The 24,525-nt window shown below is 72.5% G+C and carries 21 protein-coding genes and 2 tRNA genes; 12 read left to right on the top strand and 11 right to left on the bottom strand.

Translation table 11 applies throughout. The features are described 5' to 3' along the window. Positions 1–12: 12 nt before the first annotated feature. Positions 13–690, top strand: coding sequence for a maleylpyruvate isomerase N-terminal domain-containing protein (locus tag IF47_RS0115335; protein WP_031509342.1), 678 nt, complete (start codon positions 13–15; stop codon positions 688–690). Between the two features lie 140 nt (positions 691–830). Here IF47_RS0115335 and IF47_RS0115330 read toward each other — a convergent pair whose 3' ends face one another. Further along, positions 831–1,265, bottom strand: a complete 435-nt coding sequence (locus tag IF47_RS0115330; protein WP_031509341.1) for a subtilase-type protease inhibitor — start codon at positions 1,263–1,265, stop codon at positions 831–833. Between the two features lie 569 nt (positions 1,266–1,834). Between IF47_RS0115330 and IF47_RS0115320 the strand changes: the two genes are divergently transcribed. Beyond that, positions 1,835–3,487, top strand: a complete 1,653-nt coding sequence (locus tag IF47_RS0115320) for a serine/threonine-protein kinase (RefSeq protein ID WP_031509339.1) — start codon at positions 1,835–1,837, stop codon at positions 3,485–3,487. Between the two features lie 158 nt (positions 3,488–3,645). Here IF47_RS0115320 and IF47_RS0115315 read toward each other — a convergent pair. Both IF47_RS0115315 and IF47_RS0115310 read right to left on the bottom strand, forming a co-directional pair. Beyond that, positions 3,646–3,718: transfer RNA gene (locus tag IF47_RS0115315), tRNA-Arg, on the bottom strand. Between the two features lie 65 nt (positions 3,719–3,783). After that, positions 3,784–5,598 carry a glycoside hydrolase family 3 protein gene (locus IF47_RS0115310; RefSeq protein ID WP_031509338.1) on the bottom strand — a complete coding sequence of 605 codons (1,815 nt, stop codon included), beginning with the start codon at positions 5,596–5,598 and terminating at the stop codon, positions 3,784–3,786. A gap of 762 nt (positions 5,599–6,360) precedes the next feature. Here IF47_RS0115310 and IF47_RS0115305 point away from each other — a divergent pair. Further along, entirely contained in the window at positions 6,361–7,377 is a 1,017-nt protein-coding gene (locus IF47_RS0115305; protein ID WP_031509337.1) for a sigma-70 family RNA polymerase sigma factor, read from the top strand. A gap of 180 nt (positions 7,378–7,557) precedes the next feature. Here the strand turns inward: IF47_RS0115305 and IF47_RS0115300 are convergent, their stop codons facing one another. Then, positions 7,558–8,592 carry a P1 family peptidase gene (locus tag IF47_RS0115300; protein ID WP_425423595.1) on the bottom strand — a complete coding sequence of 345 codons (1,035 nt, stop codon included), beginning with the start codon at positions 8,590–8,592 and terminating at the stop codon, positions 7,558–7,560. 50 nt (positions 8,593–8,642) lie between these two features. On the opposite strand from IF47_RS0115300, the gene IF47_RS0115295 reads away from it, so the two are divergent. After that, positions 8,643–8,837 (top strand): hypothetical protein, encoded by a 195-nt coding sequence (locus IF47_RS0115295; protein ID WP_051717723.1) that lies wholly within the window; start codon positions 8,643–8,645, stop codon positions 8,835–8,837. A gap of 55 nt (positions 8,838–8,892) precedes the next feature. Here IF47_RS0115295 and mscL read toward each other — a convergent pair whose 3' ends face one another. The 6 genes from mscL to IF47_RS0115265 form a co-directional block, all read right to left on the bottom strand. Further along, positions 8,893–9,450 (bottom strand): large conductance mechanosensitive channel protein MscL, encoded by a 558-nt coding sequence (gene mscL, locus IF47_RS0115290; protein ID WP_078591854.1) that lies wholly within the window; start codon positions 9,448–9,450, stop codon positions 8,893–8,895. 195 nt (positions 9,451–9,645) lie between these two features. After that, a complete protein-coding gene (locus tag IF47_RS32010; protein ID WP_051717721.1) occupies positions 9,646–9,960 on the bottom strand; it encodes an RcpC/CpaB family pilus assembly protein in 315 nt (104 codons plus the stop codon). A gap of 592 nt (positions 9,961–10,552) precedes the next feature. Next, entirely contained in the window at positions 10,553–11,383 is an 831-nt protein-coding gene (locus IF47_RS0115280; protein WP_031509332.1) for an S-methyl-5'-thioadenosine phosphorylase, read from the bottom strand. A gap of 108 nt (positions 11,384–11,491) precedes the next feature. After that, positions 11,492–11,767, bottom strand: coding sequence for an FmdB family zinc ribbon protein (locus tag IF47_RS0115275; protein WP_031509331.1), 276 nt, complete (start codon positions 11,765–11,767; stop codon positions 11,492–11,494). Positions 11,768–11,875: 108 nt separating this feature from the next. Continuing rightward, positions 11,876–13,201 carry an MFS transporter gene (locus IF47_RS0115270; protein ID WP_051717719.1) on the bottom strand — a complete coding sequence of 442 codons (1,326 nt, stop codon included), beginning with the start codon at positions 13,199–13,201 and terminating at the stop codon, positions 11,876–11,878. A 321-nt stretch (positions 13,202–13,522) separates the two neighbouring features. After that, the gene (locus tag IF47_RS0115265; RefSeq protein WP_031509329.1) at positions 13,523–15,097 is read right to left on the bottom strand and encodes a potassium/proton antiporter; all 1,575 of its coding nucleotides are present in this window, start codon (positions 15,095–15,097) and stop codon (positions 13,523–13,525) included. Between the two features lie 170 nt (positions 15,098–15,267). Between IF47_RS0115265 and IF47_RS0115260 the strand changes: the two genes are divergently transcribed. Further along, positions 15,268–18,111: a penicillin acylase family protein gene (locus tag IF47_RS0115260; RefSeq protein ID WP_031509328.1), complete on the top strand. Its 2,844-nt coding sequence runs from the start codon at positions 15,268–15,270 to the stop codon at positions 18,109–18,111. Here IF47_RS0115260 and IF47_RS0115255 read toward each other — a convergent pair. After that, the gene (locus tag IF47_RS0115255; protein ID WP_037732667.1) at positions 18,101–18,709 is read right to left on the bottom strand and encodes a 5-formyltetrahydrofolate cyclo-ligase; all 609 of its coding nucleotides are present in this window, start codon (positions 18,707–18,709) and stop codon (positions 18,101–18,103) included. The genes IF47_RS0115260 and IF47_RS0115255 overlap by 11 nt on opposite strands. 190 nt (positions 18,710–18,899) lie before the next feature. On the opposite strand from IF47_RS0115255, the gene galU reads away from it, so the two are divergent. The 7 genes from galU (at position 18,900) to IF47_RS0115220 (ending at position 24,334) form a co-directional block, all read left to right on the top strand. Continuing rightward, entirely contained in the window at positions 18,900–19,802 is a 903-nt protein-coding gene (gene galU / locus IF47_RS0115250) for a UTP--glucose-1-phosphate uridylyltransferase GalU (RefSeq protein WP_031509326.1), read from the top strand. Between the two features lie 4 nt (positions 19,803–19,806). Then, positions 19,807–21,258, top strand: coding sequence for a molybdopterin molybdotransferase MoeA (locus IF47_RS0115245; protein ID WP_031509325.1), 1,452 nt, complete (start codon positions 19,807–19,809; stop codon positions 21,256–21,258). 55 nt (positions 21,259–21,313) lie between these two features. Next, positions 21,314–21,823 carry a cyclic pyranopterin monophosphate synthase MoaC gene (gene moaC / locus IF47_RS0115240; protein WP_051717718.1) on the top strand — a complete coding sequence of 170 codons (510 nt, stop codon included), beginning with the start codon at positions 21,314–21,316 and terminating at the stop codon, positions 21,821–21,823. Further along, positions 21,820–22,338, top strand: a complete 519-nt coding sequence (locus tag IF47_RS0115235) for a MogA/MoaB family molybdenum cofactor biosynthesis protein (protein WP_051717716.1) — start codon at positions 21,820–21,822, stop codon at positions 22,336–22,338. Before moaC ends, IF47_RS0115235 begins: the two co-directional genes overlap by 4 nt. Beyond that, a complete protein-coding gene (locus IF47_RS0115230) occupies positions 22,335–22,961 on the top strand; it encodes a GNAT family N-acetyltransferase (protein WP_078591851.1) in 627 nt (208 codons plus the stop codon). The genes IF47_RS0115235 and IF47_RS0115230 overlap by 4 nt, the downstream gene beginning before the upstream one ends. Positions 22,962–23,133: 172 nt before the next feature. Further along, positions 23,134–24,168, top strand: a complete 1,035-nt coding sequence (gene sepX / locus IF47_RS0115225) for a divisome protein SepX/GlpR (protein WP_031509321.1) — start codon at positions 23,134–23,136, stop codon at positions 24,166–24,168. Between the two features lie 92 nt (positions 24,169–24,260). Continuing rightward, positions 24,261–24,334: transfer RNA gene (locus tag IF47_RS0115220), tRNA-Ala, on the top strand. Positions 24,335–24,525 lie beyond the last annotated feature (191 nt).

Genomic DNA, 24,525 nt, shown 5'->3' with positions numbered 1-24,525 from the left:
ACGGTGCCCTCCATGTCGCGCCCCGTCGAAGCGGTTTCGTCCCCTTCCCCGCCGTCCCCCGTCACCGCCGACGACCTCGGCCACGCCGTACGGCTCGCCGTGGCCGCCCTCCGTGACGCGCCCGCGGACGGCTGGGACGCCAAGGCCGGGACGCTGGAGTGGAGTTGTTGGGAGACGATCGAGCACCTCGCCGACGACCTCTTCGCATACGCCGTCCAACTCGGCCCCGAGGAACCGCCGTTGGACGGGCATGTGCCCTTCGCCTGGGGAAGCCGCCGGCCCGGCGGGCCGGCGAACTCCGTCCACGCCGACCGCGACGCGGGGCCGGACGGGCTGCTGCGGGTGCTGGAGGCGAGCGGCGCGCTGCTGGTCGCCATGGTGCGCACCCTGCCGCCGGACGTCCGCGCCTTCCACGTGTACGGGGTCTCGGACCCGGAGGGCTTCGCCGCGATGGGCGTCGTGGAGACCCTGGTCCACACCCACGACGTGGCCCGTGGACTCGGACTCCCCTGGGATCCGCCCGCCGACCTGTGCGCACGGGTGCTCGCCCGGCTCTTCCCCGAGGCCCCCATGGCGACGGACCCCTGGCCCACCCTGCTGTGGGCCACCGGCCGTGCCGAGCTCCCCGGCCGTTCCCGCCTGACCACTTGGCGCTGGCACGGCGAACCCCGCCCGCGCGGGGACCGGTGACGGATGCCCAGGGCCGGGCGCGGCCCGTGCGCGAACGCCGAACGCCGAACGCCGAACGCCCGGAGCGTGAGCGCTCCGGGCGCGGTGCCGGGAGGCGGCCCCGGAGTCGGGGTCGGGTTCGGGGCCGGGCTCGGCGGGGCTCAGAAGGAGAAGACCGAGGTCGTGCTCTCCGCCATGACGCAGGAGTTCGGGAAGGTGTGCGCGTAGGAGACCCTGCGCCCGTCCCAGACCCCGTCGGCGGTGATCGTGACCGGGGCCCAGGCCGTCGGACAGAACCGGTCGCCGCCGTCGGTGACCAACGAGGCGAACTCACCGTCCACGGCGTGCAGTTCCGCACACGCCCGCACCGGGTCCGGGTGGTCGCCGGCGGGGGCCGGCGAGCAGCGCAGTGTGACGGCCCGCTCCACGGTGGCCGCTGCCGGATCCTCGCCCTCGCCGACGACGAGCACCAACGCCGACGGCGCGTACAACCCCTCGGACCGGGAGGACTCCGCGGTCGCGGCGCCGGCCGCTCCCGCCAGGCAGACGACGGTCAGCGCGGCGCTCAGCCCCAGACCTTTGACGGCATACCGCATGTCGAACTCTCCTTGGATCAGCGTGGCGGACAGCAGACGGAAGTCCTGGCAAAGCGACCGGCGAGTGCGCGACCGAACGGCCACTCCCGGTCACCCTCCGGAATCATCGTGTGGCTCACCGTGTCGAACGGGCGGTTCGGGAACCCTTCACTCACCCCGCCGAATCTGTTCGACACACGGACGGAAAGGGGGAACGAGTGGCCGACGGGCCACCGAGCCGCGGCTCCCCCCGACCCCGAGGGGAAGCTCCGCGACGGCGAGCACCGCCGGCGAGTGCGCGTCCAGGGCGGGGCGGCGGTCTCGGAGTGGACCGACCGGTGCGACGTCACCGTCCGCCTCGCGTCCTGACGAACCCTCGACGACGGTGAGGCGCCGTGCCCCGGAGGCGACTTCGGGGCACGGCGCCGTCGCGCCCGACGCTCCGGTTCCGCGTGATCCGGTGGGGCCCACGGTGTCGGGGCCCGCAGCGCCCTGACCTCGCGCCCGTCCTGACGGGCGGTCATGGGACAACCTCTAAGCTACTGCCGTTGGTCGGCTCATCAGACCAAGGAATCGGGGGGCGAGGACCGATGAACCACGCGACCGAGGTGTTCCGGCCGCTACAGGCGGACGACCCGACCCTGGTCGCCGGGTACCGCCTCGTCGCCCGGCTCGGCGCGGGTGGCATGGGCCGGGTCTACCTGTCGTACACACCGGGCGGCCGACCGGTGGCGATCAAGGTGGTGCGCCCGGAACTGGCCGACAACCCGGACTTCCGGCGGCGGTTCCGTCGGGAGATCACAGCGGCCCGACGGGTCCGAGGCGCGTACACCGCCGAGCTGATCGACGCCGACGCGGACGGCACGCCGCCCTGGCTGGCCACGCTGTACGTGTCCGGGCCCTCCCTGAGCGAGGCCGTCGCCCGACGCGGACCGCTGCCGGTGCCGGCGGTGTTGTGGCTGATGGCGGGGGTGGCCGAGGCGTTGCAGGCCATCCATGCCGCGGGCATCGTGCACCGGGACCTGAAACCGTCGAACGTGCTGTTGGCCGACGACGGGCCGCGCGTGATCGACTTCGGCATCTCGCTGGCCTCCGACGTCACCTCGCACACGGTCACGGGCGCCACCGTCGGCACGCCCCAGTTCATGGCTCCCGAGCAGGCCACCGCGGGCGAGGTCACCGCGGCGACCGACGTCTTCGCACTCGGCCAGACGGCGGCGTTCGCGGCACTGGGCGAGCCGCTGTACGGGGACGGCTCCCCGGCCGGTGTGGTCTACCGGATCGTGCACTCGGAGCCCGACCTCTCCCGCCTGCCCGAGGAGATCCGTCCGCTGATCGCCCGGTGCCTCGCCGCCGACCCCAAGGAGCGGGCCACCCCGGCGGAGGTCGTCGAGTGGTGCCGGCAGCGTCTGGGCCGGGACGCCGACACCCTCGCCGATGCCGACGCCGACGCCGACGCCGACGCGAGGGTGGGACCGGCGGCCTGGCGGGAGGTCACAGGGCCGGAGATGACGGTTCCGCTCCCGCCCCCCGCTCCCACCGCGGTGCACACCGTGCCGTTGCTCGCGCCGTCGCGGCCGGAGGGCCCGGACGAGCGGCGGTCCCGCCGGCGACGCACCGCGCTGATCACGGCCGCAGCGGTGGCCGCGGGAGCGTTGCTGCTGACGGGCTTGACGTGGACGGTCGTGGAGGCGGCGGACCGGCTCCGCCACCGGGACACGGCCGCGTCCTCGACACCCGATCCGGCGGCGTCCGCACGGTCGTCGGAGTCTCCGTCGGTATCCGAGCAGGCTCCGGAGACGGGCGGTCGAACACCGGAGGCGTCGAACCCGTCGGACCGGTCCTCGACCGCGCCGAAGCAGCCACGACCCGTCGCGTACCCCCTCCAATTGCTGAACGAGAAGAACTCCCTGGGCATCAGGGAGCCGGTCGAGCGCGAGGACCGCAAGGGCGACATCCGGTTCGTCTGCAAGGACACCGGCTGTGCGTTGGAGAGCGACACCAGCGTGATCGGCCTGTGGCACGGCGAGCCGGGCGCCTCCCTCGAATCGTGCCGCGCCGCCCTCACCGGCGCCGACAGTCACGATCTCCCGTTGGCCGCCGTGGCGGCCGGCAGCGAGATCTGCGTCAAGCACCCCTCCGGAGACATCGCGCTGCTCGTGGTCCAGGTGAAGTCGACCGCGCTGCCGGCCGGCGGGTTCAGCTTCCTGCACGCGGACATGACGGTCTGGCGGGCGACCTGACCCGCTCCCGAACGCGATCGCCGCTGTACGGCACCGGCAGGGCAGAACCCGGAAGCCCCTCGAAGAAGCGCCCTCCGCGCCCGCAGTGGCACGGGGAGCGAGCACGCGAAAGGCCGGTCGCAGAGGATCAAGCCCCGCGAACCGGCCCTTCGCACTGATGCCCCCGGCAGGATTCGAACCTGCGACACCCGCTTTAGGAGAGCGGTGCTCTATCCCCTGAGCTACGAAGGCGTGGCTCAGGACAGGTTAGCGGATGGGGGCGGGGCGTGCCGAACGTGTTCGGCGGCGTGGGCGGGTCAGTAGGTCAGGCCGTGGCCGAAGGCGTAGAGGGTGCCGGTGGAGTCCTGAGTCGGGATGGTGACCGGGAGCTTGCCGGCGGGGGAGAGGTCGCCGTAGAGGGCGCGGACGGCGGCCCGCAGGGAAGGCGCTCCGTAGGAGTAGGTGGCCAGGTAGGCCGGGACGTTCGGGAAGTTGCGGATGTCGTACGGGTTGCGGACGGCCACCGCGACGACCGGCTTGCCCGTGGCGATCAGGGCCTGTACCAGGCGGGCCTGGGCCGCGCCCTTGTCGCCGCCCGCGGCGACCGCGTTCACGGCGACGACGACCAGGTCGTGACCGGCCGCGGCGGAGGCCGCCTCGGTGACGCGGGCCGCGGAGGGAGCCGCGCCGGTCTCCAGGACGGTCGCCGACTGGCCGTTCCGGGCGGCGATGGCGTCGGCGAGGGTCCGGGTCGTGTCGGCGCCCCAGCCGGTGACCAGGACCGAGCGGGCGGCGGGGGAGAGGGGGAGGAGGCCGCCCTCGTTCCTGACCAGGGTGATCGTGCGGTCGGTGATGGCCTGGGCGGCGGTGGTGTGGCGCTCGGCGCCGACGATCCGCTCGGCGCGGGCCTCGTCCACGTACGGGTCCTTGACGAGACCGCGGCGGATCTTGTGCTCCAGGACGCGGACCACGGAGGCGTCCAGGCGTTCCTCGGAGATCTCGCCACCGCGGACGGCCTCCAGGACGGCGTTGTAGGCGATGTCCATCTTCGGGGCCAGGACGAGTTGGTCGCAGCCGGCCTTGAGCGCCTGGACCGGGGCGACGTCCGGCGGGAACTGGCCCGAGGCGCCCTGCATGTCCAGGGCGTCGGTGACGATCAGGCCGTCGAAGCCCAACTCCTCGCGGAGCAGGCCGGTGATGATCGGACGCGACATGGTGGCCGGGACGCCCGACGGGTCCAGGGCGGGGACCACGATGTGGGCGGTCATGATCGTGTCGACCCCGCGCGCGATGGCGGTCCGGAAGGGCGGCAGGTCGATGCGGTCCAGTTCCTCGCGGGTGTGGTTGATCTGGGGGAGACCGGTGTGGCTGTCGGTGTCCGTGTCGCCGTGGCCGGGGAAGTGCTTGGCCGCGGAGGAGACGCCACCGCGGTGGTAGCCCCGGACGGCGGCGCCGACCAGGGCCGCCGCGGTGGTCGGGTCGGAGCCGAAGGAGCGGACGCCGATGACCGGGTTGGCGGGGTTGACGTTGACGTCGGCTACGGGGGCGTAGTTCTGGGTGATGCCGAGCGCGGCCAGCTCTCGGCCGATGATCTCGGCCGAGAGCCGGGTGTCGTCCTCGGAGCGGCCCGCCGCCAGTGCCATGTTCCCGGGGAGGAGGGTGGCGGGCGCGGTGAGCCGGTAGACGACGCTGCCGCCCTCCTGGTCGATGGAGATCAGCAGCGGCACGCGGGCGCCGGTGGAGCGCGCGGCTCTCTGCAGGCCGTTGGAGAGGTGGGCGATCTGGCGCGGGTCGCGGACGTTGTCGGGGCCGCGGCGGGCGTCGAAGTAGATCACGCCGCCCGCGTGGTACTTGGCGATGACCTCGGCCGGGGTGTCCACGCCGTACAGGGTGCGGTTGCCGGCGGCGGCCTGGTCGGCGGATCGGCCGTGGACCTCGACGACGAAGAGCTGCCCGACCTTCTCCTCCAAGGTCATACGGCGGGCGATGGCCCGGGCCCTGGCACGCGCGCCTCGGGAGCCGGCGGCGTTCGCCGGGGAGGCGAGGACGGCGGAGGCGGTCAGCGCCGCGGTCACACCGAACACGCCGGCGACGAGGGCTTGCCTGCGGGAAGGGGTCGCGGGCTGCTGCATCGGGGCTCTCCTCACATGGACGGACGGGACGGGTGGGGCGGGCGCGCGAGGAACGGCATGTGGGGGCGCCGGAGTCGTGGTGGCCACATCGTTCCAGCACGTCGGGTTCGCTGCCAGGGGTGTGGACGACCGCCAGTGGTCGGGCCATTGACGGTCGTGACAGGACAGCGACGAGGCGGGGGCGTGGTGGAGGTGGGACAGGGGGCGGGACGGGGACGCGGGCGGTGGGGACTGGATGGGAATGATCGAAGGATCAGGTGGTATGTGAGATTACGGGGCTTTTGCTCGGTAAGCGCGGAGTGCCGTGCGGCGCGTGTCAGGTCCGTCGGCCCCTCGTGTCGGGCGGTGGCCGCACGGTCGCGGAGAGGGCGACGCGCCGGGGCCGGGTCCGATCGGACCTTCGGGCAACCGGACGGCGGTGTGGTTCGTCTTCTGGTGCGGGAGGGCCGTCGGAGGCGCTCGTTCCCGTGTGGTGGGGGCGCGGCGGGAGAGCGAGCGGTGTCCTGCGGGCGCGGTGGTCGTGGGCATCGGAGGGGGGAGCGCTCTCTTTTCCGTTCCGACCAGGGCTTCTCCCGGTGCTGGCGGGGGCATCCCCATGTGTGGCCGCGCAGAATACCCCATGATCCACGAAAACGATGCGAAACTTGGGAATTCTGTCCTGATTGCAGTCGTTGTTTCCTTCGGAGCGGGCACCCGGGTGAGGAGACGCCGGGTGGCCGGACCGCCACCGACCAGTTGTAGACCACTCGTAAGGGAGTACGCATGGCAACCCGTGCCGTCGCCCGTCGTCAGGCCGATACCAAGGGCGCTGACGAGGCACGCACTGTACGTACCTCGTCATCCGGGGATGTCGCGGACCGGGACCTGGTCGGCATGTACCTCGACGAGATCGCCCGCACTCCGCTGCTGGACGCGGCGAAGGAGGTCGAACTCTCGCTCGCGATCGAGGCGGGCGTGTACGCCCGGCAGCTTCTCGACGGAGAGGTCGAACCCGTCTCCGAGGACTCGCCGAGCGCGACCGCTTCCCGTGAGGAGCTGGAGGCGATAGCCGCCGAGGGCGAACGCGCCAAGGACGTCTTCATCCGTTCCAACCTCCGTCTGGTCGTCGCCGTCGCGCGGCGCTACCCCCGCAGCGGTCTGCCGCTGCTGGACCTGATCCAGGAGGGGAACGCGGGCCTGGTGCGCGCCGTCGAGAAGTTCGACTACCGCAAGGGCTTCAAGTTCTCCACGTACGCGACGTGGTGGATCCGCCAGGCCATCACGCGGTCGATCGCCGACCAGTCGCGCACGATCCGGCTCCCCGTCCACCTGGTGGAGGAGCTGGGCCGCATCCGCCGTGTGCAGCGGGAGTTCAACCGCGAGCACGGACGTGACCCGGAGCCCGCCGAGATCGCCAAGGAGCTGGGTTCGACGGCCGAGCGCGTCATCGACGTACTGGACTGGGCGCGCGATCCGGTCAGCCTCAACATGTCCGTGGACGACGAGGGCGAGACGCAGTTCGGCGACCTGCTGGAGGACACCTCCGCGACCTCGCCGGAGGACTCCGTGCTCGTGATGCTGCGGCGTGAGGAGCTGGAGGACATGATCGGACGGCTCGACGACCGCACCGCCTCCATCATCCGGGCGCGCTACGGCATCGAGGACGGGCGCGAGCGCACGCTGACCGAGGTGGGCAAGCAGCACGGCCTGACGCGGGAACGCATCCGCCAGATCGAGAAGCACGCCCTGCTGGAACTGAAGAAGATGGCTCGTGACACGGGCTTCGACGCGGCGGCGTGAGCCGGACCGGCACGGTGGGGAGGCCGTGCCGAGACGTACCGCCGCCGTACCGCACCGCCCCCGGAACCAGGGCCCCGGCGCACTTTCGAGTGCCCGGGGCTCTGTCGCGTTCGGGGTCGCGTCCGAGGTTGCGTTCGGGGTTGCGTTCGGGGTTGCGTTCGGGCCCTGTCGAGGATGGGGTCAGGGACCGCCGTAGAGGTCGCGGTACGAGGGGAAGACCCCGCCCGGCCCGTCCACGCCCTCCGCCGCCCGCACGGCTTTCACCACCGCCCGCGTCAGGGTGTCGGCGCCGGCGGCCAGCACGTCGTTGATCTCCCCCGGTTCCGCCGGGCGCGCGCCGGTGGCCAGGGCGAAGACGGTGTCGCCGTCGTTGAGCAGATGCACCGGACGGACGGCACGGGCCAGCCCGTCGTGGGAGGTGCCCGCCAGCTTCTGGGCCTGGGCCGGGGAGAGGTCGGCGTCGGTGGCCACCACGGCCAGCGTGGTGTTGAGCGGCGGACGCACGGAGGCGGCCGATCGGCGCTCCGACTCCTCCCGCGCCGCGGCCAGACGCCGCTGTGCCTCGGCGTGCTCGGCCTCGGAGGGCGGGGGCGTACGGCCGCCGTACAGCTCGCCGTAGAGCGCGCCCGTCGCCGGGTCGAAGACCGAACCCACCGCGTTGACCACGGCCAACGCGCCCACGGTCGTCCCCGACGGCAGGACGGTGCTCGCGGTGCCGACCCCACCCTTGAGGCCGCCCGCCACCGCTCCCGTCCCGGCCCCGACGTTGCCCTGGGGGACCGGGGCTCCGAGCGTCGTACGGGCGGCGGCCTCGACCGCCTCGCGGCCGAGCGCGGCATCCGGCCGCGCCCGCCAGGAGCCACCGCGGCCGAGGTCGAAGAGACAGGCGGCCGGCACCACGGGCACCACCTGTTCCGGAGCGGGGCCGACGGGGAAGCCACGGCCCCGCTCCTCCAGCCAGTCCACCACTCCGCAGGCCGCGTCCAGGCCGAAGGCGCTGCCCCCGGTCAGCACCACGGCGTCGATGCGCTGCACCAGGTTGCGAGGGTCCAGGGCGTCGGTCTCCCGGGTGCCGGGGCCACCGCCCCGCACGTCCACGGCGGCCGTCGCCCCACCCTCCGGGGCGAGGACCACGGTCGTGCCCGTCAGCCAACCGTCGCCGCCGCGCTGGGCGTGGCCGACCCGTATGCCCCGTACGTCCGTCAGTGCGTCCATGGCGACCATGATCCCGCGGGGGCGGGCCCGTGTCGCCGTACCCTGGGGGTATGGACGATCCCGCCATCCCCGAGGCCTCCGGGCACCGTGACCCGGCCGCCGCGCTGGACTTCGCCGATCCGCTGAGCCTGCCGTCGACGGACGACACCGACCGCGGCTGGGGCGAGAGGCCGGGGACGGGGAACGTCGGTGGAGCGGCCGACCTGGCCCGCTTCCTGGACGAGAAGCCTCCGCACCACCTCTGAGACGCATGAGACGCACCGCTCGCGCAGTGCCCGTGCGGCGGCGCGCCACACGGCGTCACCGCTGTCCGGAGGCCCCCGAAGATCCCCCGGAGCCGGGCTGCGGACCGCCGTCGGAGACCTTGCGCTGAGCGGTCAGGACGGCGGCGCTCGCCGCGCCGTCGCCCTCGCGCCGGGCGGCGAGCAGCGCGTCGCGGATCTCCGTGAGCAGCTCCACCTCGGTCTTCTGGACCGGGTTCGCGGCCGCCTCCGCCGCGTCCTTGGCGTCCAGGCGTTCCTTGAGCTTGTTCATCGGGAGGATCATGAGGAAGTACACGACCGCCGCGGTGATCAGGAAGGTCAGCGAGGCGCTCAACACCGAGCCCCACTTGATCGTGATGCCGTCGACGGCCGCGCCCGTCTTGTCGAAGGTGCACGGGCCCTGGATGCAGGACTGATAGCGCTCCAGGTCCTTGGGGCCGATGGAGCCGACCACCGGGTTGATGACGCCTTCCACCACCGTGTTCACGATCTTGGTGAAGGCGGCTCCGACGACGACGGCAACGGCCAGTTCGACCACGTTGCCCCGCATCAGGAAGGCCTTGAACCCGGCCAGGACACCCTGCTTCTCGCTCAACGGACTGCCTCTCTGCACGACACGCACACCGACCACCGTCGGAAGAACGCAGCACACGCTGCACGAGCACCGCGCGGGCTGTCCAATCCCGAGGGGACGGGACCCGAGGGGACGGGAGGAGGGCCGAGGACGGGAGCGACGGGCTCGGCCGCAGCGCGTCCGTCCGCTTGTCCGTGCCCGTCCGCTCGTCGACGGTCAGCACAGCGTCACGGCCAGCCGGGAGTGCGCCGCGGCGCCGGCGAGCCGCACCGCCGTCGGACGGGACACCGAGAGCACCACCAGCGCCCCGGTCTCCTCGCCGGACGGGCCTGTCGCGTCGTCGGGGGCGGGTACGGCGGCCACCCGTACGTTTCGGGCGACGATCCGCGCGCGGTCGGCGGGGGTGTCCGCCCCCGCCGACGCGGAGTGCCCGTCGGGGGGAGCGGTCGCCAGGACGTCCACCCGGTCCCCCGGGCGCAGCAGCCGCACCACCGCCGCGTCCGGAATCCGCACCGGGGCCTCGACGGTCATGGCGTCGCCCCGGGGCGAGGGTCGGGGCGGCGGGGACGTCGACGCGGACGCGGGAGCCGGTGCCCGCTCGACCGCGGACCGGGCCACTGGAGGGGTGCGCTCCCCGTCCGGTCTTCCCGAAGGCTCCCAGGCCATGGCCGCCACGGCGGCGACGGCCAGGGACACGGCCACCGCCCGAGGCCCCGCGCCCCGCAGCGAACCGAGGCGTCCGCGCCTCGTGCGCACCGGCTCGAACTCCGGGACGGAGCAGGTCGGTGGAGGGCAGGAGGCCGGAGGGGGCGGAGGAGGAACGGAGGAAGCGGGAGGGGAGGAACGGGAGAGGGAGGGAGAAGAGGGAAAGGGGGGACAGGACATCGGGATCACCGCCTCGTGGTGGAAACCCCTCCACGGTGTCCGGTGCGACGAGAATCCGCCGGGGCCTGTGGATCGTCCACCGCCTGTGGACAACTCCGTCACCCACTCGGGCCTCACCCGCCCCCTCCGCCTCGCGCACCCCCTCCGCTCGTCCCCCTTACTCGCGGCGGACGACGACCCGAACGGCGGGAGGGACGTGGGGACGGACGGGGACGCGGGGACGGAGACGGGCCGGCGGCTACGGAAGCGCGATCCCCGGGTCCATTCCGTCCAGCGCCGTCGCGCACGCGCAGGACCGCTCCACCGGCAGGGCCGCCACGGCGTCGAAGAGTACCTCGCGCAGCCGTCCGACGTTCTCGGCGAAGACTCTCAGGACCTCCTCGTGGGAGACGCCCTCACCGGTCTCCGCGCCGGCGTCCAGGTCGGTGACCAGGTTGATCGAGGTGTAGCAGAGGGCGAGTTCACGGGCGAGGACCGCCTCGGGGTGCCCGGTCATCCCGACCACCGACCAGCCCTGTGCCGCGTGCCAGCGGGACTCCGCGCGGGTCGAGAAGCGCGGCCCCTCGATCACCACCAGCGTGCCGCCGTCCACCGGCTCCCAGTCGCGTCCGCGCGCCGCGGCGATCGCGGCCTTCCGCCCCGTCTCGCAGTAGGGGTCGGCGAAGGTCAGGTGGAGCACGTTGGGGACCGAGCCGTCGGCCAGGGCCTCGCCGTCGTAGTACGTCTGGACGCGCGCCTTGGTGCGGTCCACGACCTGGTCCGGGACGACCAGCGTGCCCGGCCCGTACTCGGGGCGCAGGCCGCCCACCGCGCACGGCCCCAGCACCTGGCGCACACCGACGGAGCGCAGGGCCCACAGGTTGGCGCGGTAGTTGATCTTGTGTGGGGGCAGGTGGTGCTTGCGTCCGTGCCGCGGCAGGAAGGCCACCCGCCGCCCGGCGACCTCCCCGAGGAAGAGCGAGTCGCTGGGATCGCCGTAGGGGGTCTCGACCGTGATCTCCGTCACGTCGTCCAGGAACGAGTAGAACCCGGACCCGCCGATGACGCCTATCTCCGCCTGTGCGCTCATGGCCGTCACCCTAGCCCGCGAACCCCGTCGGGACATGCGTCCCGACGGGGTTCGTCGCATGCTTTCGGGTTCGGCGAACGTGCCGGGGCCGGCCCCGGAGACGGAAGGTCAGGCGGCCGAGGAACCGGCCTTGGACGAGTCGCCGGACGAGGACGAGCTCTCGCTCTTCGAGGACGAGGACGACGAAGACGAGCCGCTCGACGTGGAACCACGACTGTCGTTCCGGTAGAAGCCGGAGCCCTTGAAGACGATGCCGACCGCCGAGAACACCTTCTTCAGGCGTCCCTCGCAGCTCGGGCACTCGGTGAGCGCGTCATCGGTGAACTTCTGAACCGCTTCCAGGCCCTCGCCGCACTCGGTGCACTGGTACTGATAGGTCGGCACTTGCTCCTCCTGGCACTCTTACTCGTGGAGTGCTAACGACGCACCATGGTGCAGCATTCCGGCGGCTTAGTCCACCGGAGCCGGGGGGACGGTGACCCTCACCACGTGTCACGCTCCGCCCGCTGTCCTCCGTCCGGAGGAGTCGGGCGCCGCGGACTCGGACGTGCCGGACGGGGGCACCAGCAGGCCGCGCAGCGCCGTCACGACCACCAGGGCCAGGGCCGTCGCGACCAGCGGCACCGCGAAGCCGGCGCTCGCCCCGAAACCGTCCGCCAGTCGCCCGGCCGCCGTGGCGGCCCCGGCCTGCCCCAGCGCGACCGCGCCGGTCAGCCAGGTGAACGCCTCGGTGCGCAGGGCGGGCGGTGTCAGCCGCTCCACCAGTGTGAAACCGGTGATCAGGCTCGGACCGATGCCCGCGCCGGTCAGCAGGCCGAGAGCGGCCAGCAGCAGCACCGAGTCCACCGCCCACAGCGGCGCGGTGGCCAGCGTCAGCAGCCCGTACGCCACCAGCAGCCGCCGTCGGAGGGACGACCGCCAGGAGAGGGCGCCGTAGACGAGACCGGCGAGCATGTTGCCCGCGGCGAAGGTCCCGTACAGCACGCCGTTGATGCCGGGCCGGCCGATGGCCTCGGTGAAGGCGGCCAGCGACACCTGCATCCCGCCGAAGACCGCGCCGATGCCCAGGAGGGCGACGACCAGCACCCGCACGCCCGGCACCGACAGCGCCGACGCGTGCCGTTCGCCCTTCGCCCGCCGGCGGCGGTGCGCCGGGGGCTGGGTGCGGTGCTGTGCCGCGAAGATCAGGCCGCCGACCGCGGTCAGGGCGGCCTCCGCGACCAGCCCGGCGGCCGGGTGCACGGTGGTGCACAGCGCGGTGGTCAGGACCGGGCCGATGACGAAGGTCAGCTCGTCGGTGACCGATTCCAGCGCGGCGGCCGTCGGCAGCAGCCGGGTGCGGTCCGTCCCGTCCCCCCGTCCGCCGCCGAGCAGGTGCGCCCAGCGGGCCCGCACCATCGGGCCCACCTGCGGCACCGAGGCACCGGCCGGCACGGCGACGAGCAGCAGCGCCCACAGCGGCGCCCGTGACAGGGCGAGGGTGACCAGCAGGCCGACGGAGAGGGCGTGCAGCACGACGCCGGGCAGCAGGACGGCGCGCTGGCCGAAGCGGTCGGCGAGCCTGCCGCTGCGCGGCGCGAACAGGGCCATCGAGACACCGGTCGTGGCGGACACCGCGCCCGCGACGCCGAACGAACCGGTGGTGTGCTCGACCAGCAGCACGATGCCGAGCGTCAGCATCGCGAAGGGCTGGCGGGCCAGGAAGCCGGGCAGCAGGAACGTCCACGCACCGGGGGTGCGCAACAACTCGCGGTAGCCGGGCTTCCGGCCGGAGCCGTCGGGCGCGGGAGGGACCGAGGAAGTGACCGTGGTGGTCACGACCTGACCTTTCTGCCACCTGGTAGCGCGCCGCCGGCGCCGCACGACGGGTGCGGCGGGGCACGCCGAAGGCCGTCCTCGTCGCGCGTGGCCGTGGCGTGTGATCAGCCTGACGGTCGCGCCGGCCCTGCATCAGGCGGAGTCGAAACACCGGAAGTCGGACAAACGTACGCCCACAGGTTAACGGATCGCCGCAACGGCGCCCCTGACCTCCGGCGCGACCCCCGATGTGACCTCTGACGCGATTCCTGGCGCATGACGCGTGGCGCGACGACCTCTGTGACACCGCGCGAGTGCCCGGCACGGTCGGCGCGCGCACGGTCAGTGTCCGCGCCTCAGCGCCGAACTGCCCGTCCCCAGCCAGCCGGCCAGCTTGCCGCCCCGGCCCACGGCCACCAGCCGCCTCTCGGTGGCCTCCCGCACCGCGTCGGTGGTGACGACCAGCAGTTCGTCGCCGTGCCGCAGCACGGTCGTGGGCGTCGGCACGAAGCTGTCGCCCTCCCGCACGACCAGGGTGACGGCCGCGCCCTTCGGCAGCCGGAGTTCGGCGACCTCCACACCGTGCATCCGCGATCCCTCGGGGATGCCGACGGAGATCAGATGGCCGCGCAGCCGCTCCAGCGGGGCCGACTCGATGTCCAGGTCCGTCGTTCTCTCCCCCCTGGCCAGGCCCAGCCTGCGGGTCACCCACGGCAGACTCGGCCCCTGGATCAGGGTGAAGACGACGACCAGGACGAAGACGATGTTGAAGATCCGGTCGCTGTCCCGGCCCGGACTGGCCAGGGGGATCGTCGCCAGGATGATCGGCACCGCGCCGCGCAGTCCCGCCCACGACAGCAGCGCCCGGTCCCGCCAGGGCAGTCGGAAGGGGAGCGTGCACAGCACCACCGACACCGGGCGGGCGACCAGCGTCAACACCAGTCCGATGATCAACGCGGTCCCGAAGTCGTCCAGCAACTCCGACGGGGTGGCCAGCAGACCGAGCAGCACGAACAGGCCGATCTGCGCGATCCACGCCATCCCGTCGGCGAAGCCCCGGGTGGCCGGACGGTGCGGCAGCGTGGCGTTGCCGAGGATGATCCCGCAGATGTACGTCGCCAGGAAGCCGCTGCCCTGCGCCAGTGCGCCCCCGGCGTACGCCAGGACGCACAGTGCCATCACCGCGGTCGGGTAGAGGCCGGAGGCGGGCAGCGCCACGTGCCGCAGTCCGTACTCGCCGAGTCTGCCGACGACCACCCCGACCACGACGCCGATCGTCAACTGCAGGGTGATGTCGCCGACCAGGACGTACCACGGGTCCAACGGGCCGGCCATGGAGAAGGCGACGACCAGGATGACCACGGGCGGATCGTTGAAGCCCGACTCCGCCTCCACCGTCCCGGCCAGTCGCCTGGGCAGCGGCATCCTGCGCAGGACGGAGAAGACCGCCGCGGCGTCCGTGGAGGACACCACCGAACCCATGATCAACGCCAACCGCCAGTCGAGCCCCACCAGATAGTGGGCGCCGGCGGCGGTGATCGCGACGCTGACGCCCACGCCCACGGTCGCGAGCACGACGGCGGCGGGCATGACCGGACGGATCTCGCGCCACTTGGTGCTCAGTCCGCCCTCGGCCAGGATCACCACCAACGCCGCGTACCCCAGCACCTGGGTCAGTTCGGCGTCGTCGAACCGGACCCCGAGTCCGTCCTGCCCGATGGCGAGTCCGATGCCGAGGTAGACCAGCAGGCTGGGGAGGCCGGTGCGCGACGAGAGCCGGACCGCCGCGACGGCCACGATCAGGACGATCGCGCTGACCAGCATGAGCTCGTTGAGGCGGTCGACAGTCAGGGGCGCGGTCCTTCCGTGTGGACTCCGTGCGGGCGGACTCCGTGCGGGCGGAATTCGTGCGGGCAGAAGGGGAACGGCCGGAGCCCGACCGCCGGAAGATCGTTCGAGCGTTTAAGAATTTACCGTTACGTGCGGATGGTCGTTTTGTTCCACCGGACTCCCTGCGATCTCCCGGGGCGGCTCGTCCTATGGTTGCTCCAGCACCAAGGCCCCAACCTGCTCCTCGAAGGACAGAGATGCCCGCCAAGAAGACCTCGCGACGCGCCCGTTTTTCCGTGATCGCAGTCGTGCTGCTGCTCGTGGCGGGCATCGGCTACGGCACGTTCTGGAGCGTGGACACCGTCCGCGCCTCCTTCCCGCAGACTACGGGCTCCCTCCAACTGGAGGGCCTGTCCGCGCCGGTGACGGTCAAACGCGACGCCAACGGCATACCCCAGCTCTACGCCGACACCGCCGAGGACCTCTTCCGCGCCCAGGGATACGTCCACGCCCAGGACCGCTTCTGGGAGATGGACGTGAGACGGCACCTGACGGCCGGACGCCTGTCGGAGATGTTCGGCGAGAGCCAGGTCGAGACCGACGCCTTCCTGCGGACCCTGGGCTGGCGCGAGGTGGCGGAGAAGGAGTACGACACCAAGCTGTCAAAGACGACCAAGAAGTACCTGTTGGCGTACTCGGAGGGCGTCAACAGCTACCTCGCCGACCACAGCGGAGACGAGATCTCCCTGGAGTACGCGGCCCTCGGCTTCGTCAACGACTACAAGCCGCGGAAGTGGACGCCGGTGGACTCCGTCGCCTGGCTCAAGGCCATGGCCTGGGACCTGCGCGGCAACATGCAGGACGAGATCGACCGCGCCCTGCTCGCCGGCCGCCTGTCGAAGAAGCAGATCGAGGAGCTGTACCCGGAGTACCCGTACGACCGGAACAAGCCGATCGTCGAGAACGGCGCGGTGAACACCGTCACCGGCGATTTCGACCCGAAGGAGACCGCCCCCGAGAGTGTCACCCCCGAAGGCGCCACCCCCGGGAACGGAATCCAGGACGGGACCCAGAACGGCACGGTGAACCCCGACGGCACCGTCGGCGCCCAGAACGGCACGGTGAACCCGGACGGCACCGCGTCCACCGACGGCGCCGTCGCCCCTCAGGGCGGCTCCGCCGACACCGCCTTCCGGGACGCCCGGACGCAGCTCTCGGCGCTCTCGGCGACCATCGACGAGATCCCCGCGCTGTTCGGCCCCAACGGCAGCGGCATCGGCTCCAACTCCTGGGTCGTCTCGGGCGAGTACACGACCACCGGCAAGCCGCTGCTGGCCAACGACCCGCACCTGGCGCCGCAGTTGCCCTCGATCTGGTACCAGATGGGCCTGCACTGCAAGAAGGTGAGCGAGGCCTGCCCGTTCGACGTCGCCGGCTTCACCTTCTCCGGCATGCCGGGCGTGATAATCGGCCACAACCAGGACATCTCCTGGGGCTTCACCAACCTCGGCGCCGACGTCACCGACCTGTACCTGGAGAAGATCCAGGACGGGACGTACGTCTACGACGGGAAGCGGGTCCCGTACAAGACGCGCGAGGAGGTCATCAAGGTCGCCGGCGGCAAAGACCGCACGATCACCGTCCGCTCCACCCGCCACGGCCCGATCGTCTCCGACCGCAGTGCCGAACTGGGCACGGTCGGCGACCACGCCCCCGTCCAGGACGGCGCCCCCGACCGCGGCAAGGGCTACGCCGTCTCGCTGCGCTGGACGGCCCTGGAGCCCTCCAAGACGATGGACGCGGTCTTCAAGCTGAACGCGGCGGAGAACTTCACCGAGTTCCGCGCGGCGGCCCGCGACTTCGCCGTCCCCTCGCAGAACCTGATCTACGCCGACACCGAGGGCCACATCGGCTACCAGGCCCCCGGCCTCATCCCGATCCGCGGCAAGGGCGACGGCCGCTACCCGGCGCCCGGCTGGGACCCGGAGTACGAGTGGAAGGGCTGGATACCCCAGGAGGCCCTGCCCTGGGAGTACGACCCCGAGCGCGGCTACATCGTCACCGCCAACCAGGCCGTCGTCGACCAGGAGAAGTACCCCCACCTCCTCACCCACGACTGGGGCTACGGCGCCCGCAGCCAGCGGATCAACGACCTGATCCAGTCGAAGATCAAGGACGGCGGCAAGATCTCCACGGACGACATGGCGTCCATGCAGCTCGACAACAGCAGTGAGATAGCCAAGATCCTGGTCCCCCGCCTGCTGAAGATCGACGTCGAGGACCCCTACGTCCGCGAGGCGCAGAAGCTGCTGGAGGGCTGGGACTACACCCAGGACGCCGACTCGGCCCCCGCCGCCTACTTCAACGGCGTGTGGCGCAACCTCCTCAAGCTCTCCTTCGGCAACAAGCTCCCCAAGGAGGTCCGCGTCAAGGGCGAGTGCCTGAGGGTCCGCCCGGCCGACGACTCCGGTCCGATCGAGGATCTGGACGGCACCGTCCGCACCGTCCGCGAGTGCGGCGTGCGCGCCCCGGAGTCCGCGCAGCCCGACGGCGGCGACCGCTGGTACGAGGTCGTGCGCACGCTGCTGGAGGACCCGAAGAGCGGCTGGTGGACCCCCGGCAGCCGCTACGAGGAGGGCAAGGGCGACCTGGAGAAGCTGCTGGGCCGGGCGATGAAGGACGCCCGCTGGGAGCTGACCACCAAGCTCGGCAAGGACATCGAGACCTGGAACTGGGGCCGCCTGCACCGGCTGATGCTCAAGAACCAGACCCTGGGCACCGAGGGCCCCGGCTTCCTCCAGCACCTGCTCAACCGCGGTCCGTGGAACCTCGGCGGCGGCGAGGCGGCCGTCGACGCCACCGGCTGGAACGCGGCCGGCGGCTACGGGGTGGTCTGGGTGCCGTCGATGCGGATGGTGGTCAACATGGCCGAGCTCGACGAGTCCCGGTGGATCAACCTCACCGGCGCCTCCGGCCACGCCTACCACCCCAACTACATCGACCAGACGGACCTGTGGGCCGAGGGGAAGATGCTGGACTGGGCGTTCAGCGAGAAGGCCGTCGAGAAGGCGACCGAGGACACCATGGCCCTCACGCCGTGAAGCGGTGCACCCCCCAAGGGGTGACCGCGGCGTGCACGGGCTGGTCGTGGGGCTCGACGGGCACCTTCCCGTCCAGCAGTTCGCCGGCGTGGAGCAGCACCACGCGTGCCGGTCGGGCCCCGGACGCCTCGACGCGGGCCAGCGCGCGGTCGTAGCTGCCGCCGCCGCGCCCCAGGCGCACCCCGCGCCGGTCCACGGCCAGCCCGGGCAGCAGGACGGTGTCGACGGACGTCACGGCGGCCGGACCGAGCCGCGGGCCGGTGGGCTCCAGCAGTCCCCGGCCGGCGCGCGTCAACCGGTCCGCTCCCTCGTACTCGGCCCAGTCCAGGTCGTTGTCGGGCAGGAGGACCGGCAGCAGCACCCGCACGCCGCGCTCGCGCAGCGCGTCCAACAGCGCACGGGTGTCCGGTTCGCGCCCTATGGAGACATACGCGGCGACCGTGCGGGCACCGGTCAACTCGGGCAGTTCCAGGGCGTGCCGGGCGAGTGCCCCGGCGGCCCGCCGCACCTCCTCCTCCGGCAGCGCGGCGCGCGCCGCCAGGAGGGCGCGCCGCAGCGCGCGCTTCCCGGTGTCGGTGGTGGTCTCCGCGTCGCTCACGGTGCATCGCTCCCGGTTCGCTGGTCACGGCGTCGGCCGCCGTGATCGCATTATCATCACGATGGCGCGACGGACCGACTCCGACCAGTTCGAGAGGCGATTCGACGGCCCCGGAACGATTGTCTGCAAACCGCAACAGACGTGTTGAAACCGCACGTTGTGTAACAGAACAGGGGCTAAGGTGCTCGACATGACTACCTCGCGCACACGGATCACCAAGGCCGTGATCCCGGCCGCCGGGCTCGGCACCCGCTTCCTCCCGGCGACGAAGGCCACTCCCAAGGAGATGCTGCCGGTCGTCGACAAGCCCGCGATCCAGTACGTGGTGGAGGAGGCCGTCACCGCCGGTCTCCCCGACGTCCTCATGGTCACCGGCCGCAACAAGCGTCCCCTGGAGGACCACTTCGACCGCAACTACGAGTTGGAGGAGGTCCTGCGGAGGAAAGGCGACGAGGCCAAGCTGACCAAGGTCCAGGAGCCCACGGATCTCGCCACCATCCACTACGTGCGCCAGGGCGACCCCAAGGGCCTGGGCCACGCCGTCCTGTGCGCCGCCCCGCACGTCGGCGACCAGCCCTTCGCCGTCCTGCTCGGCGACGACCTGATCGACCCGCGCGACCCGCTGCTGTCCCGCATGATCGAGGTGCAGGCCACCTACGGCGGCAGCGTCGTCGCCCTGTTGGAGGTCGATCCCGAGCAGATCCACCTCTACGGCTGCGCCGTCGCCAAGCCCACCGGCGACGACGACGTCGTGCGCGTCTCCGACCTGGTGGAGAAGCCCTCCCGCGAGGACGCCCCCAGCAACCTGGCCATCATCGGCCGTTACGTCCTCGACCCGGCCGTCTTCGAGGTCCTGCGCAAGACCGAGCCCGGACGCGGTGGCGAGATCCAGCTCACCGACGCCCTCCAGACCCTCGCGGCCGACCCCTCCATCGGCGGCCCGGTGCACGGCGTGGTCTTCAAGGGACGCCGCTACGACACCGGCGACCGCGGCGACTACCTGCGGGCCATCGTGCGCCTGGCGTGCGAGCGCGAGGACCTGGGCCCGGACTTCCGGCAGTGGCTGCGCGGCTTCGCGACCAAGGAGCTGTAGTCACGTGAGCGGGACCTGGTCCGTCGACGAGCACCTGGCCGACGTCCTGCGGTCGGTGAGACCGCTGGAACCCATCGAACTGCACCTGCTCGACGCCCAGGGCTGCGTACTCGTCGAGGACGTGCTGGTGGCCACCCCGCTGCCGCCGTTCGACAACAGCTCCATGGACGGGTACGCGGTCCGGGTCGCCGACGTGGCGAGGGCGAGCGAGGCCGACCCGGCGGTGCTGGAGGTCGTCGGCGACGTGGCGGCGGGCACCGGACGGATGCCGAAGGTCGGACCGGGGCAGGCCGCCCGCGTGATGACCGGCGCCCCGCTGCCGCCCGGCGCCGAGGCCGTCGTCCCGGTGGAGTGGACGGACGGGGGCACCGGCGGCGGCCCGGCCGACGCCATGGCCGCCCACAGCGCCGACCCGTCCGGCGGGACGGGCGAGGTCCGCGTCCACCGGCCGGTGACGTCACGGCAGTACGTGCGCGACAAGGGCGGCGACATCCGCGCCGGCGCGGTCGCCCTGGAGGCCGGCACGATCCTGGGGCCCGCGCAGATCGGCCTGCTCGCGGCCGTCGGTTGCGAGACGGTCACCGTCCGTCCGCGCCCGCGCGTGGTCGTGCTCTCCACCGGCAGCGAACTCGTCCGCCCCGGCTCGCCGCTGGGCCCGGGCCAGATCCACGACTCCAACAGCTACGCCCTCACCGCCGCCGCCCGGGCCGCGGGCGCCATCGCCTACCGCGTCGGAGCGGTGGGCGACGACGCCGAGACCCTGCGCACGGTGATCGAGGACCAGCTCGTGCGCGCCGACGCCATCGTCACCAGCGGGGGTGTGAGCGTCGGCGCGTACGACGTGGTGAAGGAGGCGCTCTCCGACCTGGAGGGCACCGTACTGGGCGGCGCCGACCTGACGGAACCGGAGGAGCCCGAGAGTCCCGAGGGGACCAAGGGCCCCACGGGATCCAAGGGGGCCGAGAGTCCCGAGGGGCCCGAGGGAGACGGGAAGGGAGGGAAGGCGACCGCGCCCGTCCGGAGCGTGGAGTTCCGGCGACTGGCCATGCAGCCCGGCAAACCGCAGGGCTTCGGCCTGGTCGGCCCCGACGGCATCCCGCTGTTCGCGCTGCCCGGCAACCCGGTCAGCTCCTACGTCTCCTTCGAGCTGTTCGTCCGGCCGGCCCTGCGCGTCCTGATGGGCCTGGAGCCCGCCTCCCGGCCCACCGTCCGCGCGCGTCTGGAGTGCGAGGAACCCATCGGTTCCCCGGCCGGGAAGCGGCAGTTCCTGCGCGGCCGGTACGAACCGCCGGGCGAGGGCGAACGGATCGGCACGGTGCGCCCGGTGGGCGGCGCGGGCTCCCACCTGCTCGGTTCCCTGGCCCACGCCGACGCGCTGATCGTCGTACCCGAGCGGACCACCGAGGTCGCCCGGGGCGACGAACCGGAGGTCGTGCTCCTGGACGGCGCCGACTGAGCCGGAGCCCCTACGGGTACCGTTGTCGTCCGACACCGAGCGACGCGGGAGAGCGATGAACAGCGCGCCACAGGAAAGCCCCCCGGGCGCCAACGGCGGCCTCACCCACATCGACGAGGCGGGCGCCGCCCGGATGGTCGACGTCTCGGCCAAGGACGTCACCACCCGCACCGCGCGCGCGACCGGGCGCGTGCTCGTCTCGCCGCGCGTCGTGGAACTGCTGCGCGGCGAGGGCGTGCCCAAGGGCGACGCGCTCGCCGTCGCCCGCATCGCCGGGATCATGGGCGCCAAGCGGACGCCCGACCTGGTGCCGCTCTGCCACCCGTTGGCCCTGTCCGGGGTGAAGGTCGACCTGTCCGTCGCCGACGACGCGGTGGAGATCGCGGCGACGGTGCGGACCACCGACCGCACCGGCGTGGAGATGGAGGCGCTGACGGCCGTGTCGGTCGCGGCGCTGACCGTCGTGGACATGGTCAAGGCGGTGGACAAGGGCGCCGTCATCACGGACGTGCGGGTGGAGGAGAAGACCGGAGGCGCCTCGGGGGACTGGAGGCGGGACCAGTGAGCGACACCGGCGAGCGGGACGGCGCGCGGGGCCGTGCCCTGGCCGTCACCGTCTCCGACCGCGCCGCCGCGGGCGTCTACCCCGACACCACCGGCCCGTTGCTGGTCAAGGCCCTGACCGAACTGGGCTTCGGCGCCGACGGCCCGCGCGTCGTCCCGGACGGCGAGCCCGTGGAGGAGGCGCTGCGCGCCGCCGTCGCCGCCTCCTACGACGTGGTGCTCACCACCGGCGGCACGGGCGTCTCGCCGACCGACCGGACGCCGGAGATGACCCGGCGCGTGCTGGACTACGAGATCCCCGGCATCCCCGAGGCCATCCGCGCCGCCGGGCTCGCCAAGGTCCCGACCGCCGCCCTCTCGCGCGGCACCGCGGGCGTCGCGGGCACGACGCTGATCGTCAACCTCCCCGGCTCCACCGGGGGCGTGCGCGACGGACTGGCCGTCCTGGAGCGCCTGTTGGCACACGCGGTGGACCAGATCCGAGGCGGCGACCACCCGAGAAAGGAACCGAACTGAACGTCTCCTGGCCGGTCGAGCTGACGGATGGTGACGTGACCCTCCGTCCCATAAGGCTGCGCGACCACCGGGCCTGGCGCGAGGTGAACCAGCGCAACCGGGACTGGCTGCGTCCCTGGGAGGCCACCGTCCCGCCCGCCCTGCCCGGCCACCTGCCGCCGCGCCGCCCGACCTACCGGCAGATGGTCCGCCACCTGCGCGCGGAGGCGCAGGCGGGCCGGATGCTGCCGTTCGTGGTCGAGTACCGGGGACGGCTGGCGGGACAGTTGACGGTCGCCGGGATCACCTGGGGCTCGATGTGCTCGGGGCACATCGGTTACTGGGTCGACCGGGAGGTGGCGGGCCGCGGGGTGATGCCGACGTCCGTCGCGCTCGCCGTGGACCACTGTTTCCGCACGGTCGGACTGCACCGGATCGAGATCTGTATCCGCCCCGAGAACGGGCCGAGCCGCCGTGTGGTGGAGAAACTCGGATTCCGCGAGGAGGGGCTCCGGCCGCGTTATCTGCACATCGACGGCGCCTGGCGCGACCACCTGGTGTACGCGCTGACCACGGAGGACGTCCCCGAGGGGCTGCTGACCCGCTGGCATCGGAGGACGAGTCCCGGAACTCCGCGGAAATAAAATAAATGTTCGATTTTATCCACGGGGTGGGCATCTTCTGCTCATCGGTCGGACGTTCTCGCGAACGCCAGTCGCAACAATCACAAAAAACGGTAGAGATATCAGCCAGATCGTGCGACACACCGCGCCAATTGGCGTATGGGCCTCGGTAAACCCCTCTACCGTGTGAGACGTGAGCAGCAGCGGCCTCATCTACGCAGCCATCGTCGGGGCCTGGGCCGCCTACCTGGTGCCGATGTGGCTCCGTCGTGAGGACGAACTCAACGAGGCTCGTCCCACCGAGCGCTTCGGCACCGCCATCCGGCTGCTGTCCGGCCGGGCGGGCATGGAGCGTCGGTACGCCAAGGAACTCAGAGAGGCGGCCGAACGTGAGGAGGGCGATCAGGTGGACCTCGCGGTCCCCGACGAGGGTTCCACAGGGCTGCCCGCGGGCGGCGTGGACGTCCGGGCGCTCGCCAATCCCGTGACCGAGCGGCACGAGGTCCCCGGGCCGGCGACCATGGCCCGCTCCGAGGCCCCCACCGAGGTGCGCCGACCGACGCACGCCCACCGCCCCGACGCGACGGGACGGACGCGGCGGGCCAAACTGCTCGCCCGGCGCCGACGCACCACGATGGTGCTCTTCCTCGCCTTCACGCTCGGCGCGATCGTCGCCGCGGTGGGCGGCATCGCCTTCCTGTGGGCCCCGGCGATCCCCGCCGGGCTGCTGAGCGCGTACATCGCCCACATGCGCGCCCAGGAGCGCCGCCGCTTCGCCTACGTGATGGACCAGCGCCGCGCCGAGGCCGCCGCCCGTCGGCTGCGCGAGCGCCGCTCGGCCCCCGCCGATTCGGAGCCGGAACCGGTCGCCGAGCCCGCCGTCCCCGACCCGGAGGTCGCCGCCGAGCGGCGCGTGCTGGTGGAGCAGACCGACCACGCCGAATGGGTGGACTCCCAGCGCCGTGAGCGCGCCCCCCGGCCGGCGGACGGCAGTTGGGAGCCCACCCCCGTGCCGCTGCCCACCTACGTCAACGCCCCGGTCGCCCCGCGCACCGCGCGCGGCGTGGATCTCGGCGCCCCGGACACCTGGAGCTCGGCCCGCTCCACCACGGCCTCCGCCCCGGCCCAGCCCTCGGTGGACCGCCCTCCGGTCTCGGCCCCGCGCAGACAGACGCCGCTGTTCGACCAGTACGCCGACGAGGACCGTCCCCGTGCCGCCAACGAGTGACCCGTCCCACACCGGCGCGGCGTCCACGGTGACCAGCGCGGAACGGATTTCCACGCACGCCGCTGGGGATGCTAGGGTTTCACCCGTTGCAAGGGCCTGTAGCGCAGTCCGGTAGCGCACCTCGTTCGCATCGAGGGGGTCAGGGGTTCAAATCCCCTCAGGTCCACACCGCACCACGAAGCCCCGTCCGGGAACCTCGGACGGGGCTTCGTCGTGTGTCGCCCGAGACCGCCGGCGATGCCCCCTGGCCGACGGAGCCGGCCGTCCGACCGCGATCTTGACGATTCCGGCCGCGATCCGGTCCGCGGACTCCGTGCACGGGTGCCGCGGGGGCGGGGCGCATGCCGCGCCCGCTCC

Origin of the sequence: Streptomyces megasporus (genome assembly GCF_000718985.1) — a bacterium.
GTDB lineage: Bacteria > Actinomycetota > Actinomycetes > Streptomycetales > Streptomycetaceae > Streptomyces > Streptomyces megasporus.
This window is presented reverse-complemented; position numbering and strand designations above follow the sequence as displayed.

Excerpts from the sequence above, each read along its gene's own strand:
- IF47_RS0115335 (WP_031509342.1), top strand. The coding sequence starts at position 13 with ATGTCGCGCCCCGTCGAAGCGGTTTCGTCCCCTTCCCCGCCGTCCCCC.
- IF47_RS0115260 (WP_031509328.1), top strand. The coding sequence starts at position 15,268 with ATGCCCGCCAAGAAGACCTCGCGACGCGCCCGTTTTTCCGTGATCGCA.
- IF47_RS0115310 (WP_031509338.1), bottom strand. The coding sequence starts at position 5,598 with ATGCAGCAGCCCGCGACCCCTTCCCGCAGGCAAGCCCTCGTCGCCGGC.
- IF47_RS0115295 (WP_051717723.1), top strand. The coding sequence starts at position 8,643 with ATGGACGATCCCGCCATCCCCGAGGCCTCCGGGCACCGTGACCCGGCC.
- IF47_RS32010 (WP_051717721.1), bottom strand. The coding sequence starts at position 9,960 with ATGACCGTCGAGGCCCCGGTGCGGATTCCGGACGCGGCGGTGGTGCGG.
- IF47_RS0115330 (WP_031509341.1), bottom strand. The coding sequence starts at position 1,265 with ATGCGGTATGCCGTCAAAGGTCTGGGGCTGAGCGCCGCGCTGACCGTC.
- IF47_RS0115320 (WP_031509339.1), top strand. The coding sequence starts at position 1,835 with ATGAACCACGCGACCGAGGTGTTCCGGCCGCTACAGGCGGACGACCCG.
- IF47_RS0115280 (WP_031509332.1), bottom strand. The coding sequence starts at position 11,383 with ATGAGCGCACAGGCGGAGATAGGCGTCATCGGCGGGTCCGGGTTCTAC.
- IF47_RS0115300 (WP_425423595.1), bottom strand. The coding sequence starts at position 8,592 with ATGGACGCACTGACGGACGTACGGGGCATACGGGTCGGCCACGCCCAG.
- galU (WP_031509326.1), top strand. The coding sequence starts at position 18,900 with ATGACTACCTCGCGCACACGGATCACCAAGGCCGTGATCCCGGCCGCC.
- moaC (WP_051717718.1), top strand. The coding sequence starts at position 21,314 with ATGAACAGCGCGCCACAGGAAAGCCCCCCGGGCGCCAACGGCGGCCTC.
- IF47_RS0115305 (WP_031509337.1), top strand. The coding sequence starts at position 6,361 with ATGGCAACCCGTGCCGTCGCCCGTCGTCAGGCCGATACCAAGGGCGCT.